Annotated in this window: 15 protein-coding genes, 1 tRNA gene and 2 pseudogenes; 15 read left to right on the forward strand and 3 right to left on the reverse strand. The window is 55.4% G+C overall.

The genetic code is table 11. The annotated features are described in order from the left end of the window. Window positions 1–245: 245 nt before the first annotated feature. Window positions 246–1,037 (reverse strand): IclR family transcriptional regulator, encoded by a 792-nt coding sequence (locus tag P1S59_09410; GenBank protein MDF1526470.1) that lies wholly within the window; start codon window positions 1,035–1,037, stop codon window positions 246–248. Between the two features lie 298 nt (window positions 1,038–1,335). On the opposite strand from P1S59_09410, the gene P1S59_09415 reads away from it, so the two are divergent. From P1S59_09415 to P1S59_09460, 10 genes are all read left to right on the forward strand, one after another. Continuing rightward, complete coding sequence (locus P1S59_09415) at window positions 1,336–2,718, forward strand: aminotransferase class III-fold pyridoxal phosphate-dependent enzyme (protein ID MDF1526471.1); 1,383 nt, start codon at window positions 1,336–1,338, stop codon at window positions 2,716–2,718. Next, window positions 2,715–3,410 carry a CoA transferase subunit A gene (locus P1S59_09420; GenBank protein MDF1526472.1) on the forward strand — a complete coding sequence of 232 codons (696 nt, stop codon included), beginning with the start codon at window positions 2,715–2,717 and terminating at the stop codon, window positions 3,408–3,410. The genes P1S59_09415 and P1S59_09420 overlap by 4 nt, the downstream gene beginning before the upstream one ends. Then, window positions 3,400–4,050, forward strand: a complete 651-nt coding sequence (locus tag P1S59_09425) for a 3-oxoacid CoA-transferase subunit B (protein MDF1526473.1) — start codon at window positions 3,400–3,402, stop codon at window positions 4,048–4,050. The genes P1S59_09420 and P1S59_09425 overlap by 11 nt, the downstream gene beginning before the upstream one ends. Before the next feature lie 33 nt (window positions 4,051–4,083). Continuing rightward, window positions 4,084–5,352, forward strand: coding sequence for an ArgE/DapE family deacylase (locus P1S59_09430; protein MDF1526474.1), 1,269 nt, complete (start codon window positions 4,084–4,086; stop codon window positions 5,350–5,352). A gap of 31 nt (window positions 5,353–5,383) precedes the next feature. Further along, on the forward strand, window positions 5,384–6,586 hold the full coding sequence (locus P1S59_09435; GenBank protein ID MDF1526475.1) for an acetyl-CoA C-acetyltransferase: 1,203 nt from the start codon (window positions 5,384–5,386) through the stop codon (window positions 6,584–6,586). Between the two features lie 165 nt (window positions 6,587–6,751). Continuing rightward, the gene (locus P1S59_09440; protein MDF1526476.1) at window positions 6,752–7,519 is read left to right on the forward strand and encodes an ABC transporter substrate-binding protein; all 768 of its coding nucleotides are present in this window, start codon (window positions 6,752–6,754) and stop codon (window positions 7,517–7,519) included. A 190-nt stretch (window positions 7,520–7,709) separates the two neighbouring features. Next, entirely contained in the window at window positions 7,710–8,366 is a 657-nt protein-coding gene (locus P1S59_09445; protein MDF1526477.1) for an amino acid ABC transporter permease, read from the forward strand. A gap of 35 nt (window positions 8,367–8,401) precedes the next feature. Beyond that, window positions 8,402–9,148, forward strand: a complete 747-nt coding sequence (locus P1S59_09450) for an amino acid ABC transporter ATP-binding protein (GenBank protein MDF1526478.1) — start codon at window positions 8,402–8,404, stop codon at window positions 9,146–9,148. 13 nt (window positions 9,149–9,161) lie between these two features. Further along, window positions 9,162–10,508 carry a 4-aminobutyrate--2-oxoglutarate transaminase gene (gene gabT, locus P1S59_09455; protein ID MDF1526479.1) on the forward strand — a complete coding sequence of 449 codons (1,347 nt, stop codon included), beginning with the start codon at window positions 9,162–9,164 and terminating at the stop codon, window positions 10,506–10,508. A 91-nt stretch (window positions 10,509–10,599) separates the two neighbouring features. Then, on the forward strand, window positions 10,600–13,608 hold the full coding sequence (locus tag P1S59_09460; GenBank protein MDF1526480.1) for an NAD-glutamate dehydrogenase: 3,009 nt from the start codon (window positions 10,600–10,602) through the stop codon (window positions 13,606–13,608). On the opposite strand, the gene P1S59_09465 is transcribed toward P1S59_09460, so the two are convergent. Then, window positions 13,605–13,790 (reverse strand): hypothetical protein, encoded by a 186-nt coding sequence (locus P1S59_09465; protein MDF1526481.1) that lies wholly within the window; start codon window positions 13,788–13,790, stop codon window positions 13,605–13,607. The genes P1S59_09460 and P1S59_09465 overlap by 4 nt on opposite strands. Before the next feature lie 202 nt (window positions 13,791–13,992). Here P1S59_09465 and P1S59_09470 point away from each other — a divergent pair. The 5 genes and pseudogenes from P1S59_09470 (at window position 13,993) to P1S59_09490 (ending at window position 18,247) form a co-directional block, all read left to right on the forward strand. Continuing rightward, window positions 13,993–14,904: pseudogene (locus tag P1S59_09470) on the forward strand (aldehyde ferredoxin oxidoreductase N-terminal domain-containing protein). A 61-nt stretch (window positions 14,905–14,965) separates the two neighbouring features. Beyond that, window positions 14,966–15,688, forward strand: coding sequence for an aldehyde ferredoxin oxidoreductase C-terminal domain-containing protein (locus tag P1S59_09475; protein ID MDF1526482.1), 723 nt, complete (start codon window positions 14,966–14,968; stop codon window positions 15,686–15,688). A gap of 163 nt (window positions 15,689–15,851) precedes the next feature. Then, window positions 15,852–16,670 (forward strand): annotated as a pseudogene (locus tag P1S59_09480) (HesA/MoeB/ThiF family protein). A 274-nt stretch (window positions 16,671–16,944) separates the two neighbouring features. After that, window positions 16,945–17,021 (forward strand) — tRNA-Met (locus P1S59_09485). A gap of 437 nt (window positions 17,022–17,458) precedes the next feature. After that, window positions 17,459–18,247: an AAA family ATPase gene (locus P1S59_09490; protein ID MDF1526483.1), complete on the forward strand. Its 789-nt coding sequence runs from the start codon at window positions 17,459–17,461 to the stop codon at window positions 18,245–18,247. Here P1S59_09490 and P1S59_09495 read toward each other — a convergent pair. After that, on the reverse strand, window positions 18,211–18,552 hold a 342-nt coding region (locus tag P1S59_09495; GenBank protein MDF1526484.1), incomplete at its 5' end, for an integrase core domain-containing protein. The two genes, P1S59_09490 and P1S59_09495, sit on opposite strands and share 37 nt — an antisense overlap.

The raw sequence follows: 18,552 nt of genomic DNA on the forward strand, positions 1-18,552 counted from the left end.
AACAGGGAGGAAGGATGGAGGAGTTCAATTTGCGTTTTGTTCATCATCCCTTCTTCTTCCTTCTTAATGTTCTATTTAAGGTTGATGACTTTGCAAAAAGTCATCAATGCGCCCCGCGCGGGGCGCCCAGATCAATGACTTGCACTGTAAGTCATTGATCTGGGAGGAAAGGGAAAACCACGCTTTTCCCTTTCCGTGGAGCGAAAAGTCCCGGATTGGACTTTTTGCGACCCTGTCAAGGTTGATCACACATTAGGTGTCATCCCGGAAAGCCTTCTGGCCAGATCACATAAAATCGCGGAATATTTCTCTTCAAATTCCACCAGGGAATGATCCAAGGTAGTAGAGGTAAAAGAAATCGCACCAATTGGTCGCCCGGTGTTTTGATTAAGAATGGGGGCCCCTATGGCAATCAGGCCCTTAATATATTCCTCGTTGTTTATGGCATACCCTCTTTCCCTGACCGAAACCAGATCAGCATACAAACCCTCCTTGTTGACAATTGTCTGGTCAGTTCGAATTTCAAAAGATTGGTGATTGATCAGTTCCTCAAGCTCATCTTCCGGAAGGTTTGCAAGCACTGACTTCCCTGTTGCCGTAAAGTACAAAAAATCGCTTATTACATCCTGATGATAGGTCAGGGTGGTTGTAGTTTCAATATTATATATTTGAACCATTAAACCTGACTGGAAAAGTGAGACATCGATGCTTACATGATATTTATTGTGTATTTCATCCACAAGCGGTTTAATAAGCCGATTAAAGTCAAATCCGCTGAGAATACGGTTACCCAGAGCCACAGCCATGGGTCCTAACCGCAGCAATTTCGATTTATTGTCCTTATTCAAGTACCCCAATTTAATAAACGTGTTCACAAGTCTATACGTAGAAGTAAGATTGATCCCTGTTTTTGCAGCGGCTTCGGTCAGACTCCATGCTGAATTCCTGTCATCAAACAGGTTAAGAATCCGCAATCCTTTTTCCAGGGTCTTTGCATAATAGTCCATTGGTCGATTTGCCATGATGAAACCTTTCATTTCGCTGGTTATTCAGGAAACTGGTCTTCCCACTATTCTCAACAATTGTTTGTTTTACTCACCGCATAAGGGCTGCAGACAGTCGCCCAAAATATATAAACGCCAGTAAATTGAGTTGTTTCAAGATGTATAACATCATTTTATTTCAGCGTTAATGTTATTGACAACCTCAAAAATTATACTTAGACTTTATAACGTAAGGAGTTTACGTTATCCGTGATATATGATCGTTCTGGAAATAACGCAACATAAATTCGAACCTTGGCGAGATTAAATAACCAGACAATGGACGGGAAAAATGGCAAAAAACGCATTGCCAATAAATAACCTCGATATCATCAGAAACGATTATCTGTTCTATCAGTCGCGAAAAAAAATGCCTTTCATCCAAAGGTCCGAAGGCATCTACATCTGGGATCAAACCGGCAAGAAGTATCTCGACGGCAGTTCGGGGGCGGTCAACTGCAATATCGGACATGGCAACAAACGTGTTGTCAACAGGCTCACCGAGCAGGCTCACAATGCTGTATTCGCCTATCGGACCCAGTTTGAAAATGAGCCGGCTCACCGGTACTCCGCCGAACTGATGAAGTCTCTGGCGCCCCATCTGCAGCGGGTCTTTTTTGTCTCCAGCGGCTCGGAAGCGGTAGAGTCGGCGATCAAGCTTTGTCGGCAGTATTTTTTTAATCATGGTCAGAAATCCAGATACCAGTTTATCAGCCTGAACCCTTCCTATCATGGCTCAACCCTTGGGGCGCTGGCGCTCACCTCTTACGCCCCGCTGGAAATCCCCTTCCGGCCGATGATCAAGTCCCATCCCAAGATACCGGCCCCCTATTGCTACCGCTGCCAATTCAACAAAAAATCGCCCTGCAACCTTGAATGCGCCTGGGCTCTCGAAAAGGCTATCATCGAGCAGGGTCCGGAAAGTGTTGCCGGTTTTGTCGCCGAGCCGATCGGCGGTGCCAGCACGGGCGCGGTCGTCCCGCCCAAGGATTATTTCGGTGTGATCGAGCATATCTGCAGGAAATACGGTATTTTTCTCATCCTTGACGAGGTGATGACCGGTTTCGGGCGCACAGGAAAAATGTTTGCCTACGAGTACTGGAATGTGGATGCCGATATCGTCGTCATGTCCAAAGGAATGACCGCCGGGTATTATCCTCTTGGGGCCATTGCGGCCCGCACCGAATACGTGGACGAAATGATGGACAAGGGCGGGTTTTTCCACGGCCATACGATGGCAGGTAACCCCATGGGCTGTGCCGTCGGGCTGGAGGTGCTCAACGTGATCACCGAAAACCGCCTGAGCGAAAACGCGGCGCGGATGGGGAAAGTTCTAAAAAACGGGCTGGAGCGCCTGAGGAAACGGTTTGAGTTCATTGGCCAGGTGCGCGGCCAGGGGCTGCTGCTCGCCATGGAACTGGTGCAGGATCGCAAAACACGCGAACCGTTTCCGGCTGAACTGAATATGCACTTTCTCCTGACAGATGAAGCCTACGCTGAAGGACTGATCATCTACCCGCGTCGACCGATTAACGGTCTGGAGGGGGATCATGTGATGGTGTCGCCGCCGCTGATCTCCACCCGGAAGGAGATCAATGAACTGCTGGCGCTTCTGGAACGCGCTCTGGAACGCACCGAGGCCAGACTGCCTGCGACCACCAAAATGCCATTATGATCGACAAGACCATATCCGGCGATAAAGCCTTAAGACAGGTTTTGGACGGTCAGACCATCATGGTCGGCGGTTTCGGCGGACCGGGTACGCCCTTTATCCTCATCGATCTCCTGCAACAGCAGGGGACAAAAAAACTCACGCTGATAAAAAATGATGCCAATGAGCCGGGAATGGGCATTTCCAAGCTGTTGGAGGCGGACCAGGTGCAAACTCTGATCGCCTCCCACATCGGTCTTAATCCGACGGCGGTAGCCATGATGAACCGGAAGGAGATCGAGGTCCTGCTTTACCCGCAGGGGATCCTGGCGGAAAAGATCCGGGCCGGCGGGGCCGGCCTTCTTGGCTTTTTGACCGATATCGGAGTCGATACCATTTTGCGCGAGAGCCGGCAGGTAGTGGATCTGGACGGGCGTGAGGCAATTTTAGAGAGGGCACTGCGCGCTGATGTGGCGCTGATCCACGCGGCGGTTGCCGACCCGGTCGGCAACCTGATCTTTTCCAAGAGCGCTCGAAACTTTAGTCCCCTGATGGCGACAGCGGCTGACACGGTCATCGTTGAAGCCGAAAAGGTCGTCGCCACCGGCATTCTCGATCCGGACCAGATCCATCTACCGGGCGCCTTTGTCGACCATATCGTGGAGCTTGATGAACTCACCCCGGAATATGGAGTATTGCCCCAGCATGCCCTATAAAATGAAGATAGCCGCCCGCGCGGCCCGGGAGATCCAATCGGGACAGGTGATCAATCTCGGGATCGGCATCCCGACCATGATCCTCGATTATCTGCCGGCAGGTATTGAGGTCTTCGTCCAGTCGGAAAACGGCATCCTCGGCATCGGGCCGCGCTGCAGCAGGGGAACCGAGGATCGCAACCTGATCGATGCCGGTGCCAACTATGTAACCATCACCCCTGGCGCCTCCTTTTTCGACAGTGCCCTTTCCTTTGCCCTCATTCGCGGGGGGCGGGTGAACATCACCTTTCTCGGCACCCTGCAGGTTTCAGCTAACGGCGATCTGGCTAACTGGATTATCCCTGGGGTGATGGCGCCCGGCATAGGCGGCGGGATGGAACTGGCCCAGAAGGCGCAGCGAGTGATCGTTACCACATCCCACACCACCCGGGAGGGGGATCCCAAGATTCTTGCCCACTGCACCTTGCCGTTGACAGCGCGGGCCTGCGTCAAGACTATTATTACCGAACTGGCGGTGATCGACGTGACGCCCCATGGGCTGATGCTGCGGGAGATCGCGCACGAATCGAGTCTAAGGGAAGTACAGGACAAGACGGATACGCCGCTGCTTTTCCCCGCAGAGGAGATCCCCTGGTTTTAAACATCGTCCAAGGAGCTAGAGCCCACCCATCAAATGAATGCCCAGGAGAATAAAATACTGACCACTGTCGATGCCCTGGCCGATGATATCATCGATTTTGCCGGGCGACTGGTACGACAGCCCAGCACGCTCAAGAACGAAGCGTCGGCTATGCTGGTCATGGAAAATGAGCTCAACCGCCTCGGTCTGGAGCCGGTTCGGGTGCCCATCGATCCAGTGGAACTGGCAGCGCATCCCGGATTCGCCACGGTCCCCTGGGGCTACGAGGGACGCTTCAATCTGGTTGCTACGCGTCCGGCGGATGGCTCTGGTGGTCGAAGTGCTCTGCTGAACGGCCATTTGGACGTTGTGAGTCCAGAGCCGGTGGAATTCTGGAACACAGACCCCTTCAACCCCGTGACCCGTGACGGCTGGCTGTATGGGCGTGGGGCCGGAGACATGAAGGGCGGGGTGGCGGCCATGACCTACGCCCTCCACGCTGTGGAAAAAGCCGGCCTTGGCCTTCGCGCGCCGGTGACCCTGGAGGCTGTCATCGAGGAAGAGTGCTGCGGCAACGGGGCGCTGGCCTGTCTGGCCGCGGGTTACGACGCCGAGGCGGTCCTCATCCCCGAGCCGTTCGGGCCGACCCTGTATACCAGCCAGGTCGGAGTTCTATGGTTCAAAGTCCGAATGCGTGGTGTGTCCTGCCATGTTCAGGCCACAGCGGCGGGGATCAACGCCATAGAAAAAAGCTATCCCATCATTGCCGCTCTGCGCCGACTGGAAGAGGTGATGAACGGTGAGGAACGCCCCGATGCCTATCGCGATATCAGCCACCCGCTCAACCTGAACATCGGTATCTTCAAGGGAGGCGATTGGCCTTCCACTGTCCCGGCCGCCGCACAATTCCATGGCCGCCTCTCCTTTTTTCCAGGCACCCCTTACGAGGATGTCTGCTGCCGCATCCAGGCTGCGGTGGACGAGGCGGTGCAAGCCGATCCATGGCTGGCGGAAAATCAGCCTGAGGTGGAATTCTATGGTTTCCGGTCCGAAGGCCACACGCTCAGTCGGGAACTGCCGGCTTTGGCGGCCCTGAACGGCTGCCATCACACCCTCACCGGCCGGGATGCGGAAACCTACATCTCCACCTGCACTACCGACCTGCGGGCCTTCCACTTTTTCGGAAAAGGGCAGGGGACCTGCTATGGCCCGGTGGCGGAGAACGTCCATGGTGCCAACGAGAGGGTCAAAATCGACAGCATCCTGCATGTGGCAAGAGCTTATGCGCTTTTTCTCGCCCGTTGGTGCCAACTGGCAGAGTGATCCTGAGCCGATGAACAAGGGAGAATCCTCAATGCGGAACGTGGTGATCGCCGGTTATTTGCGGACAGCCTGCTCCAAAGTGAAATTCAGCGAACCGGGGAAGGATTGGTTCAGTACGCTGCGCGCCGATGACCTTCTGGCCGAGGTGATCCCGGCATTGCTGCAGCGAAGCGGGACCGAGGGCGCCGAGGTGGATGATCTTATCGTCGGTTCGGCGCTGGGGGTGAGTGAGCAGTGGACCTGCGGCGGCCGCACCGCCGTTTTCCTCGCCAACCTGCCGGCGCAGGTTCCGGCCAGGTTTATCGATCAGCAGTGCGGCTCTGGCATGGCGGCGATCCACACCGGTTTTCTGGAGATTGCCGCCGGCTATGCCGATGTGGTCCTGGCTGCCGGAATGGAACACATGGGGAGGGTGCCCATCGGTCCGACCCTGTTCGAGAAAGGCGCTCTTTCCGTCAACCCCCGCCTTTACCGGGAGGAACGGTTCCGGCACTGGGACATGGAAACGACTATGCACATGGGGTTCACCGCCGAAAAGCTCTGCGCCGTGAGCGGTTTCAGCCGCGAAGATCTCGATCTATGGGGTGCCCGCTCCCACCAACGGGCGGCAAAGGCGCAGCTGGAGGGTTTTTTTGACGGCGAGATCCTTCCGGTCGAGGCCCGACAAGACCACGGAGAAGTCATGAGTGTCGCCCGCGACCAGGGCATTCGTGAGAACGTCAAGCCGGAAGATATGGCGAAACTGGCACCGGTATTTCGCCCCGATGGCCTCATCACGGCCGGCAACGCCTCGCCCCTGAACGCCGGGGCCGGTGCCCTCCTGCTGATGTCCGGAGCAACCGCCAAGAGTAAGGAACTTGAGCCCCTCGCAACCATCCGATCCATCGGCTTTGCCGGCGTCGACCCCACCCTGATGGGTACAGGCCCGGTTCCTGCGGCGCGAATGGCGCTGAAGAAGGCTGGCCTTGAACCCGCGGACATCGATTACTGGGAGATCAATGAAGCCTTCAGCATCGTCGTACTTAATGCGATCAGGGAGTTGGGAATTGACCCCGAAAGGGTCAACGTCAACGGCGGTGCCATCGCCATCGGGCATCCCCTTGGGGCCACCGGCATTCGGCTGGTGGGAACGCTGGCCCGCATCCTCAAGGCCAGCGGGGCCCGCTTCGGCTGCGCCGCAGCCTGCATCGGGGGCGGTCAGGGGATCGCGACCATCATTGAAAGAACGGGCTGAAAGATCGCAGAAAACTCTTGTTATCGCGGCGCCCGCAGAGATCGTTGGGAAAACAGTGAATATATTACTTTTCCCCCGGAGTTCTTAGCGCTTTCCGCGGTAACCCGTTATGTAAATGGTCTCCCCCCGAGTTCCGGGGGGGGACCCTAGACGAAGGAGGAACCCATGTACAAAGTTCTAGTGTCCACCATGTTAGTTGCCGTGTTCTTAATGGTATCCAACCCCAGCGCCGCTGAAGAGCTAGACAAGGTCCGCAAGGCGGGCGAGATAAGCTTTTCCATGAGCGGCCAATACCCACCGTTCAATTTTGTCGATGAGAACAATAAATTGACCGGTTTCGATGTTGAAGTCTGCAGCGAGATCGCCAAACGCATCGGCGTAAAGCCCAAGCCTGTGACCACTGCCTGGGATGGAATTATCGCTGGTCTGCTGGCAGGCAAGTACAATTTGATCTGCGGCAGTATGGCTATCACCGAGGCACGTCTCGAGGCCATCGACTTTTCGGACCCCTATTACCGTTCCGGCGCCCAGCTCTTTGTGGCCAAAGACTCGAAGGTTACCTCGGCGGACCAGCTGAACGGTAAGAAAGTCGGCGTAACCCTCGGCACCACCTATGAGGAGTGGGTACGGAAGAACCTTGCCAGAGTGGATGTTCGCACCTATAAGGGCGTCCCCGACATGATCCTTGAAATGTCCAATGGCCGTCTTGATGGTTTCATCACCGACCGCATCGTTGGCGCCATGGCGATCGCCGAAAAAGGCGCGCAGCTTAAACTGGCCGGTCCCCTGCTGTACGAAGAGCGGATGGGGATCGCTCTGACCAAGGAAAATCCCAAGCTTCGGACGGCCATTAACGAGGCCATCGCAGCGATGCAGAAGGACGGCTCCTACCGTGACATCAGCCTGAAGTATCTGAAGATCGACGCACGCTGATCATTCATTTTCGGAAGCTTATCCCTGCAGGGAAGAACCGGCTGTGCCCCTGCAGGGATAAGCACTGGCGAACCAACCAGCGAAAAGGTTGATGGGCTCGTAAAAAGCTTCGCACAGGCTTTTTAGGGGATTTTAAATGTTGAGTTGAATGTAGGCCAAAGCAGGAAACAGTCACGGGAGAAATAAAACAATGCTCGACTGGCAAGTTATTATCCACTATTTCCCCTTTCTTTTGAAAGGGGCGGTGCTTACGCTGGAGATCTCGGTGATCTCCCTCGTTCTCGGGCTGGTTGTCGGCCTGGTGGCGGCCCTGTCCGTACTCTCCCATAACCGTCTGCTGCGGTGGCCAGCCCTCTTTTATGTCTGGATCATTCGTTCGACGCCCCTTCTGGTGCAGCTGTTCATCATCTACTTCGGCCTGCCCCAGTTCGGGATCGATCTCAGTCCGTTCTGGTCAGGGGTGTTGGGGCTTGCCTTGAACACCGGCGCCTACAACGCAGAGACGATCCGCGGCGGCATCCTTGCAGTGGACAGGGGGCAACGTGAGGCATCGCGCTCTCTCGGCATGAGCGGTGCACTGACCATGCGCCGCATTATCTTGCCGCAGGCCATGCGCCTGATCATTCCGCCCCTGGGCAACAATTTCATCATCCTCATCAAGGACTCCTCGCTGGTTTCCACCATTACCCTGGTCGAACTGACCTTGACCGCTCAGCGCCTGATCGGGTCCACCTATAAACCGTTCGAGATGTATCTGATGGCCGCTGTGCTTTATGCGGTACTGACCTCCTGTGCCGCCCTGCTGTTGGGCTATGTCGAGCGCCGCACCACCTGGGGACACGCATGAGTGTCACGGAGAACATCCAAATGGCTATGGAACCGATGATCCGCCTGAAAGACCTGAGAAAAAGCTTCGGCAAGCTCGAGGTTCTCAAAGGGATCGATCTTGACGTGGCGCGCAGTGAGGTGCTGGTGCTGATTGGGCCGAGCGGGTCAGGCAAGAGCACCCTCCTTCGATGTGTGAATAACCTGGAAACCCCGACGGGGGGCGAGGTCACAGTGGACGGTGAACGGGTCAACCGGACAGATCTGTCGCCGCGAGCCTTCCAGAAGCATCTCAACCGTGTCCGTACCCATATGGGCATGGTATTCCAGCATTTCAATCTCTTCCCCCACAAGACGGTGTTTGAGAACATCATCGAGGGGCCGACACAGGTGCTGCGCAGGAACCGTGAGGAGATCACGACCGAGGCGCTGGAATTGCTTGATAAAGTAGGGCTGGAGGAGAAACGGGACAACTATCCGGCGCAGCTTTCCGGCGGACAGAAGCAGCGAGTGGCCATTGCCCGTGCTCTTGCGATGAAGCCATCAGTGATGCTTTTCGACGAGGTGACGAGTGCGCTCGATCCCGAATTGGTGGGAGGGGTGCTGAGGGTCATGGAGGGGCTGGCCATCGAGGGCATGACCATGATCGTGGTTACCCACGAAATGGGTTTTGCCGAGGGGGTTGCCGACCGTGTGGTGTTCATGGACGATGGTCTCATCATAGAGGAGGGAGTGCCGAAAGAGATTTTCAGCAACCCTCGCGAGGAACGCACAAAACGGTTTCTCGCAGATGTGTTCAAGTAAGGAGAACGGAAGAATGCTGAAAGGTGATGAGATGCCCCAAAAAGGGCAAGTCCAGGGTGCGATGACCAAGTCCCTTCTTGAGAAAAAGGAGCAATACGTTGCCAGAGGGATTTCCAATCTTGCGCCGATTTTTGTCCAGAACGCCAAGGGGGCCGTTATCCAGGACCTTGACGGGAACACCTATATCGATTTTTACGGTGGGATCGGCGTGGTCAATGCCGGACACTGCCCGGAAGGGGTCGTCAACGCCATCAAGGAGCAGGCGGAAAACCTGTTGCACTCCTGCTTCATGGTGGGCATGTACGAACCCTACGTGAACCTCGCCGAAAAATTGGTGTATATCACTCCCGGCGATCACCCTAAAAAGGCCATGCTGGTTAATAGCGGTGCCGAGGCGGTGGAAAATGCCGTGAAAATCGCCAGGGCCCATACTCATCGCCCCGGAATTATCGCCTTCGAGGCCGGCTTCCACGGCCGCACTCTGCTCACCATGACCCTGACAAGCAAGGTCAAGCCCTACAAACACGAGTTCGGCCCCTTCGCCCCCGAGGTCTACAAGGTTCCGTCTGCCTACTGCTACAGGTGTATCTACCGGTCCACCTATCCCGAGTGCGGCATGCATTGCCTGGAATATTTCGAGCGCTTTTTTGTCAGTGAAGCGGACCCTTCCAATATTGCCGCCATGATCATCGAGCCGGTGCAGGGTGAAGGTGGATTCATCGTACCACCCATGGAATTCCTCCCTGGGCTGAAGAGCATCTGCGAAAAGCACGGCATCGTTTTTATCGCCGACGAGGTCCAGACCGGTTTTGCCCGGACCGGGAAAATGTTCGCTGTGGAGCACTTTGGGGTGGTCCCAGATCTGATGACCCTGGCAAAGGGGATCGCCTCGGGTATGCCGCTCAGTGCCGTGGTCGGCAAGGCCGAGATAATGGATAGCCCTACTCCAGGGCGTATCGGCGGCACCTACGGCGGCAATCCGCTTTCCTGTGTTGCCGCGCTGGCCACTATTGACCTGATAGAGAAGGAGAACCTTCCCGTCCGGGCCGAGAAGATCGGTTCGGTGATCGTCGCCAGGATCAAGGCGCTGCAGCAGAAGTACCACCAGATCGGCGATATCCGGTCACTGGGGGCCATGGTGGGCATCGAACTGGTCAAGGATATCCAGACCAGGGCACCCCACAAGGAAGCGACCACGGCCATCATCCATGAGTGTTTCAACCGGGGGCTGCTCACCATGGGCGCGGGCATCTTCAGTAATGTGGTGCGGTTCCTGCCTCCGTTGGTGATCACCGACCAGCAACTCGATACCGCTATTGCAATCTTTGAGGAATCCCTGGCGGCGGTTCTGGGCAAGTAGTGGGACTCAGGAAGGGGGGCCCGGACGCGGAAGAGATGCCGGATTCCGTTTGCCCACGGCCGAATTTTTCTGTTTTTCAGGAGAAAAATAGATGAGCGCCGTTTCTGAAGGCAGCCTGTTTGACCAGATCAAGGAGGCAGCCAGCCGCAACCATGGCCATGTGGAAGAGAACCTGGCCTGGCTCAAGGAACAGATGCACCACTACTTCTTCCTCACCAACATGGACGAGGTGGAGGCGGTCGCAGCCCTGGCTGCCGCCCTGCACAACCTGAGACATAACCGCAAACTGACTCTGGTAGACCGTGAAAAGCTTCTGATGCTGGCGCAGACAGGCGTGCCTGGGTCTGTGTACCAGGCGCTGAGAAGCCTGCCGGAAAGGGAGATCTCCTACGCCCAGATCACCACCTCCTATGCGCCCATTCCCGGGACATTTCATCCTCTGGAGGTGCTGCGGTTTGCCTTCGACCGCAAGGAGGATGAGGAGATCGCACGCTGCGGCCAGCCCCTGATTCCCCGGCCGACTAAAAACGCCATTGCCAGGACATTAAAACAGGACTACCCCGGCTTCGACCACGAGGATCTGGAAAAGCTTATAAGCATCCTCTGGCTCAATAATGAGCAATACGTCCGGATTCCCCCCGCCGAACGGGTGGCCCGGATCCTATGGCTTTACCAGCAGACAACGCTGCACGGGGGGATATATCTGGATATTCAGGAGACAGAAGGGCCGGGCGGTGCGCCGGAATCACGCCTTCTTTTCGGGGTCGGCAATCCTCCGCAGGGAGGTTATTTGCTGCAGATCCTGGAGGTCTTTAATCGTCTGCGGCTCGGGGTCATGAGGGCCTACTGCCTGACCATCAGCACCGGCGTCCATCCTTATTTCCTGGCGGGTTTTTACGTAAACGCCCAGGGAGGCGAGAAGGTTGAAAAGGATTCCGCGCTGTTCCTGCGGTTGAAAGAAGAGCTTTACAACACGCAGATTCTGCCTGCCTCATCTGAGGCATACCAGGAGTTGATCACCAACGGTGTTGCCACCGGCGCCGAGGCTTCCCTGATCCGGGCCTTCGTTGGTTTTTGCCACACCAATCTGGCGCATAACCACCCGGACAGCTTCGATCTTGAAGGGGTCACGCGGGCCTTTCACAACCACCCGGACATATCCCTGCAGCTGGTCAAACTGTTTCGTGTACGGTTCGATCCGACCATGGCTGACCGCGAGTCGCTCTACCTGCAGACCCTCGAAGAGACGACGCAGCTTATCGAAAAATTCAACACAGGGCGCCGGTTCCTGGACGAATTCCGGCGGACGGTCTTCCGCTGCGGCCTCTACTTTATCCGTCACACCCTGAAGACCAATTTTTTCGTACCGGAAAAGCATGCCCTGGCCTTTCGCCTTGATCCAGACTATCTGGCTGAGCTTGACGATGAGTTTACCTGCGACCTGCCGCCCGAGCGTCCCTACCGGATCACCTATTTTTCCGGCCGCTACGGTTCGGGCTACCATATAGGCTTTACCGATATCGCTCGCGGTGGCTGGCGCACGCTGATTACCCAAGGTCGCGACGACTATGTCACCTGTGCCAACACCCTCTTCAGAGAAAACTTTGTTCTGGCCTACACCCAGCACCTCAAGAATAAGGATATCTACGAGGGGGGTTCCAAGATGGTGACGGTACTCGACGCCGGGGGGGAGAAGGATCAAAAAACGGTGACGCAGCGCCTTTACAAGCTCCAGTACGGTTTCATCAATGCCTTCCTTGATATTCTCATCACCGAGAATGGCAAGGCCAGGGATCCTCGGGTGGTCGATTATTACGGCCAGGACGAGCCGGTAGAACTGGGCCCTGACGAAAACATGCACGACGCGATGGTCGAACTGGTCGCCCGCCAGGCGGTCAAACGGGGCTACCTGCTTGGCGCCGGGATCATGTCGAGTAAAATAATCGGCATAAACCACAAGGAGTTCGGGGTGACCTCGACCGGGGTGATAAGGTTTGCTGAGGTCACCATGGAAGAGCTTGGCCTGAATATGCACACCGATCCATTTACCGTCAAATTCACCGGTGGCCCGAACGGGGATGTTGCCGGCAATGCCATGAAGCTGCTTTTTGAGCGCTGCCCGAAGGTGAAAATAACCCTCATCGTCGACGGCACCTGCGCCCTTTATGATCCGCGGGGGGTCCAGCATGAGGCCCTTGCCAGGATCATTCTCAGAGACGATCTCCAGGCCTTCGACCCGAAAGCTCTTCACCCGGGCGGCTTTATCCTCTATCGAAGTCAGCCGCGTAAGGAGGGGATGAAAAAGCTGTTTAAAAAGGTCGTTTGCAATGCCTCGGGACTTGAGGAGATGTGGGTATCCAACGACGAATTCTACCGCGAATACAGCACCCTCATCTTCACCGTCCCTGCCGACCTGTTCATCCCCGCCGGGGGGAGGCCCGAGACCATCGACTGTGGAAATTGCCACGGCTTTTTCGCCGAGGACGGCCGCCCCAATACCCGGGCCATCATCGAAGGGGCAAACTCCTTCATCACCCCCGAAGCCAGATTGGAACTGCAGAAGCGGGGGATCGTGATCATGCGCGACGCTTCGGCCAACAAATGCGGGGTCATCTCTTCCTCATACGAGATCATCGCCAATCTGATGCTGAGTGATGAGGAGTTTCTTGCCGACAAACAACAATATGTCGAGGACGTCATCGACATTCTCAACCGGCGGGCCGAAGACGAGGCGAGGCTTATTTTCAAGCGGCACCGTCAGGCAGCAGGGAGCCTTTCCTATACTGAAATTTCGGACGGTCTCAGTTCCGAGATTAACGTTCATTACGCCAGACTCTTCGATTTCCTGGAGCAGAATCCCCACCTGTGTGACCAGCCGCAGTATCGCCAGGCGCTTGTACAGCATCTACCGAACCTTCTTCAAAAAGTCGGGAAATACAGCAAGCGTGTTGCAACCTTACCGGAAAAAATTAAATACGCTATTTTGGCCAGCGAAATTGCCTCATCCCTGGTTTACCGGGGCAGTGAGGAGGATGCCTACCGGGAGATGATCGAAGGGCATTTGAGCCGGATGAGTACTTCCGGGGCGCCTGGAGTTTAGGGATGGAGGTTACGGTCAAGCTTTTTGCTTCCCTGCGCATCGGTCGCTTTTAGCAAGTCTCTCTCGAATACCCCGCGGGAACGGCAGCGCGTCAGGTCGTTGAAGAACTGCGGATCTCCGACCATCATCTGGGTCTCGTCATGATCAATGGAGGACACAGCCACGTCGATTGCCAGCTGCACGACGGCGACACCCTTTGGTTAATGCCGGTGGTGGCCGGTGGTTAAGGCCGGTTCTTCGCCAGGATGTCCTGGAAACAATCAAATCAACGGTGGCAATCTCGTAAAAAGTCCCGGATTGGACTTTTTACGACCCTGTCAAATGTGATTATTTTTCAAAAAAGGAGTCTGTTTCCCCATGCTGATCCAAACCAGGAATCCAACCATGGAGCCTTCAAAAATACTCTTTCAGCGCTGTACGGTTGACCTTGCAAGCGGTGAGATCAGGTTCGAAGATGTTCCCTGTCGGAACCTCGCAGAGGTGCTGGGCGGTTTCGGCCGCTCTTTCCAGATGCTTGCCAAGCGGAACATCCGGAAGGCCTACTGCGATGATAACCCTCTGATCGTCAATACCGGCCTGTTGACCGGCTCGAGCATCATGACCGGGATGAGGACCTATTTCTCTGCCTACAGCCCCCTCAAGGGGTCAAAAAAAGGACTGCCGGCCGCCATGTGATCCGCAGCCAGCGGGAAGTTTGGAGCGAAGCTCAAATGGACCGGCCTGGATGAGCTGGTTTTCGACAACCGTTCGCCCAAGCCGGTCTATGCGCTGATCAAAGATGGCGAGAGCGGGCCGGTGGTGGAGCTAAAGCCCGTCGATCACCTGCTCGGGCCCTCCACCCACGAGAAGATCATGACGCTTTACATGGAGTATCCCCGAGACGCCCACTTTGCCGCCATCGGTCAGGCCGGCGAGAACTACCTGAACGTCAGCATGGGTGCTGTGGCGCTCTCCACTGTGAACCAGCTCAAGAGTGGAGAGGCCAAGTGCCGTTTTGCCGGCCGTGGCGGCATGGGCAGCCTCATGGGCTACAAGAACCTGATCGCCCTGGTCGCCCAGAGTACGGACAAACTTGACAAGATCACACCTGGAATTAAGAATATCAACATCGAGATCGTCAAGGGTGGGGGCTCGGCCCGTTTCCAGCCAGTCAGCCAGGGCGGCAACGGGGGTACCTGGGCCTCCTACGAGGTACTGCAGGCTTTTTACGCTGTCCCCGAAAACAATTTCCGGCCCAAGGGGAACGATGAGGTCGAGCAGGTATTCCGGGAGAACGTCGAAAAAACGATCGACGTCAAGAGCGCCTCCTGTTTCCGGTGCGGCATCCGCTGCCACAACAACATCCACCGCCGCAAACATGACGGCTCAACGGGGGAGTTCGTGGCCAAATTTAGACTACGAGCCCGTCAACCTTCTTGGCACCAACCTTGGCATCCACGACGCTGGCCAGATCGCCGAAATGTTGAAACTGACCGACCACTACGGCATAAACGCCATCTCCCTGGGCACCACTATCGCCTATGTGCTCGAATACAACGAACGGCATCCCGTGAGCCAGATATGCGGTGGGGTGACCTTCGGCCAATACGAAAAGATTTGTATACTGGTTGAGCAGACCGGTCGCGGCGAGCTTCCCGAGGTCGGGCGCGGCGTCAGGCGCCTTTCGGAGCAGACGGGGGAGCCCGGCTATGCCATGCAGGTCAAAGGGCTTGAGCTGCCGGCCTACCTTCCCGATCTCAACCCGGGCTACCCCTGGGCGATTGCCGGAGGCCGCATGTCGATGGGCACCTACCTGCTGCTGGCCCGGGAGGGCAAAACCGATCTTAACTACTGGGTTGATGCCATAACCGGAAAAGGTTTGCTGATGACCGGTTATGACATGATCGGCCTGTGCAAGTTCATCGGGGTGGGGATCGGCCATCGCCTCGTCGGCGAGGCCGTCAGGGAAGCCACCGGGCTTGAAATCAGCGGGGAGGAGATGGAAGCCGCGGTACGACGTGCTTTCCTGCTCGGGCTGGCGCTCGAGCGTAAGCAGGGCTACGACAAGGGGGAGTACACCCTGCCATCCCGGGTTTTTTGAACGCCCCAACCCCAATGTCCAGCTTCCCAGGCTGGTTACCCGGGAGTTCTTTGCCCAGTTGTCGGAAAAGGTCTGGAGCGTCTTCGAACCGGAGATGCCGCAACTCCAGGCGCCTGTTGGAGAACCCCGCACAGACCCTTAGGTGGACAGGAATTTCCAGGCAATGGCTACAGTAACGTCTTATATCAGGAAACGATCTTCTCAAGAGCTTCTTGACTGGCAGAGCCAGCTCGAGGTTATGAGTCGGTTTGCAATAAGCTGCGCCCAGGTTGAGGAAGAGTCCCTCGTTGCAGGAGTTCTTCCGTTGCGCTATTAGCGCAACCAGGGGATGATTTCAACCCGGCAGCAGCTTCAGCTTTTCCGCAGCAAGGCAGCCGTTGTGGGCTGCGGGGGGTTGGGGGGATACATCATCGAAGAACTGGCACGCCTGGGCGTGGGCCAGATCGTCGCTATTGATCCCGATGTTTTTGAAGAGCACAATCTCAATCGCCAGGTTCTTTCATCCCTGAAGGCATTAGGTGAGTCAAAAGCGGAAAAAGCGGCAGAGAGGGTCGCTGAAGTCAATCCGGCAGTAACGGTGCTTCCGGTCAAAGCGGCATTTGGTAAGGAAAATGGTCGGGACCTGCTCGGTAATATTGATGTGGTCGCCGCCGCGGTGGACAGCATTCCGACTTGCCTAAAACTGGCCGAGATCTGTAGTGAACTGGAACTTCCCCTGGTTCATGGGGCAATTGCAGGCTGGTACGGGCATGTCTGCACCATCTTCCCGGGTGAAGTGACTCTCCAGAAAATCTACGGCAATTGGGCGTCTGACAAAGGGGTAGAACAGGAGTTGGGCAGCCCTTCATTTACACCGGCAGTGGTTGCGAGTATGGAAACGGCGGAAATCTGCAAGATTCTACTTGGCAAAGGAGATTTGCTGCGAGATCGAAAACTGGGAATCAACCTCTACGATATGGAGTTTGATGAGATCCTTTTGTGATATAAGCTCAGCAGTGTACCAGGGAAACCTCGCCACACTCCTGGAGACGGGGTATGCGATGGGGTATTAAGACAGTCCAAAGACCAAAGTCCAAAGTGTAAAGGGGAGAAAGGTGAGAGCCGTCATTCCGGACGGAGCGGAGCTACGATCCGGAATCCAGACACGAAAATGCACTGTGGTCGTCTGAGCTGGCATTTTAGTGTTAAGGCCACCGTTAAACACGGTGGCCGCTTGACAAAGCATCCCGGCGATGGTATCTAAGCAAGTTCTTTGTTGCGGGGTGGAGCAGTCCGGTAGCTCGTTGGGCTCATAACCCAAAGGTCACAGGTTCAAATCCTGTCCCCGCTACCAAAAAATCAAGGGTTCCCTCTGGGAGCCCTTTTCTTTTCCCACCCTATTTTCCACCCCCAGAACAAATCTGATGGTTTGCTGAAGTCTGAGAGCGCCCGTAAAGGGTATTTAGTAGGCGTTTATAGGCCATTCACTGCTCCAGACTCTAAAGTTGTTGTGATTAACCTGTTTTCCCGAGATTCCTTGCCCGTCTTAAGGGTTTTCCTATATTATCAGGAGGGTTTTGAAGACTGTTGGGAGCCTGAATGTCTAGAAAGAGCCTTTCGGAGCAAGATAATCGCACAAAGTACATTACGCCGGTTCTGTTCGACCATCAGGATGCTACCGACGCACAGTATGAGGAGCTGATTGAGAACATAGAAAAGCAGTTGAAACAGCGGCGGAGTGTGCAGGCGATGTTTTGCATTAGGTGATATTAACTTAAACGGAGAGTTCTTATGCAAATGACAAAACTAACCATTACAAACTACCGAGCTCGCAGGGACGTGTCCATTCCGTTGTCGCATTTCGGGTGTTTGATTGGAGAAAACAACTCGGGGAAATCCTCCTTTCTACAGGCATTGTCGCTGTTCTTTTCAGGTTCAAAACTTTCCACTACCAACTACTTTGATGAGGCACAGCCAATACGTATTGAGATTGTCTTCGAAGATATTGGGAATGCCGATTTGGCAAGGCTTGTTGAAGAACACCGTACTAGAGTCCGTGGAATCATAAAGGCCGGTCGCCTTGTCCTGGTGCGTTCCTATGACACAAATGGCAAAAGTACCCTTCTCTACAGCACGCTTATTCCCACCGAAGAGCGGTTTGCCCCCGACAGCGTAGCTACCTTATTGAAAAACGGACGTGCCGGACAAGCATTCGTTAACAAGATAACAGCAGCCTTCCCTGAACTTGACGATATGGTCGATACAAATATGAATCAAGACGCCATGAGGCAGAAGATCCTGGAGCTTGCCGACTCCCTACCGGATGAGCAAAAGTCAACAGTTGACCTTCCTCTTCCGACCGGAATTGATAAGAGCATTATTCCGATGCTTCCAGACCCTATCTATATCCCGGCGGTCAAGGATCTGGCGGATGACATCAAGACGACTGAAAGCACGCCGTTCGGAAAGATATTGGGAATCCTATTGCGAGCAATAGAAACCAAACTTCCATTTGAACCGCCCCGGTTTTTCCGGAGGCTCCGTTACGTGAGTCCGGCCATCATAGCCGGGACTTCCTGACTCTGATAATACAACATTTCGTACTCAGCTGGTGGAATGTAACCGATCGGCTCGAGCAACCGCCTATTATTGAACCAGTCCACCCATTCGAGAGTTGCGAACTCCACGGCCTCGAGGTTGCGCCACGGGCCGCGTCGGCGGATCACTTCGGTTTTGTACAAACCGATCACCGTTTCGGCGAGAGCGTTATCGTACGAGTCGCCAATGCTGCCGACCGACGGTTCGATCCCGGATGAATAACCCTTTGTCAATTGAGGAACATGAGCTTGTGAATAGGTTAACTTCCGTGATTGGTGACTGGTGAT

Source organism: bacterium (assembly GCA_029210965.1).
Lineage (GTDB): Bacteria > BMS3Abin14 > BMS3Abin14 > BMS3Abin14 > BMS3Abin14 > JALHUC01.

What these genes read in the sequence shown, in the direction of transcription:
- P1S59_09410 (MDF1526470.1), bottom strand. Translation starts at nt 1,037, where the DNA reads ATGAAAGGTTTCATCATGGCAAATCGACCAATGGACTATTATGCAAAG.
- P1S59_09415 (MDF1526471.1), top strand. Translation starts at nt 1,336, where the DNA reads ATGGCAAAAAACGCATTGCCAATAAATAACCTCGATATCATCAGAAAC.
- P1S59_09420 (MDF1526472.1), top strand. Translation starts at nt 2,715, where the DNA reads ATGATCGACAAGACCATATCCGGCGATAAAGCCTTAAGACAGGTTTTG.
- P1S59_09425 (MDF1526473.1), top strand. Translation starts at nt 3,400, where the DNA reads ATGCCCTATAAAATGAAGATAGCCGCCCGCGCGGCCCGGGAGATCCAA.
- P1S59_09430 (MDF1526474.1), top strand. Translation starts at nt 4,084, where the DNA reads ATGAATGCCCAGGAGAATAAAATACTGACCACTGTCGATGCCCTGGCC.
- P1S59_09435 (MDF1526475.1), top strand. Translation starts at nt 5,384, where the DNA reads ATGCGGAACGTGGTGATCGCCGGTTATTTGCGGACAGCCTGCTCCAAA.
- P1S59_09440 (MDF1526476.1), top strand. Translation starts at nt 6,752, where the DNA reads ATGTACAAAGTTCTAGTGTCCACCATGTTAGTTGCCGTGTTCTTAATG.
- P1S59_09445 (MDF1526477.1), top strand. Translation starts at nt 7,710, where the DNA reads ATGCTCGACTGGCAAGTTATTATCCACTATTTCCCCTTTCTTTTGAAA.
- P1S59_09450 (MDF1526478.1), top strand. Translation starts at nt 8,402, where the DNA reads ATGATCCGCCTGAAAGACCTGAGAAAAAGCTTCGGCAAGCTCGAGGTT.
- gabT (MDF1526479.1), top strand. Translation starts at nt 9,162, where the DNA reads ATGCTGAAAGGTGATGAGATGCCCCAAAAAGGGCAAGTCCAGGGTGCG.
- P1S59_09460 (MDF1526480.1), top strand. Translation starts at nt 10,600, where the DNA reads ATGAGCGCCGTTTCTGAAGGCAGCCTGTTTGACCAGATCAAGGAGGCA.
- P1S59_09475 (MDF1526482.1), top strand. Translation starts at nt 14,966, where the DNA reads ATGACGGCTCAACGGGGGAGTTCGTGGCCAAATTTAGACTACGAGCCC.
- P1S59_09490 (MDF1526483.1), top strand. Translation starts at nt 17,459, where the DNA reads ATGCAAATGACAAAACTAACCATTACAAACTACCGAGCTCGCAGGGAC.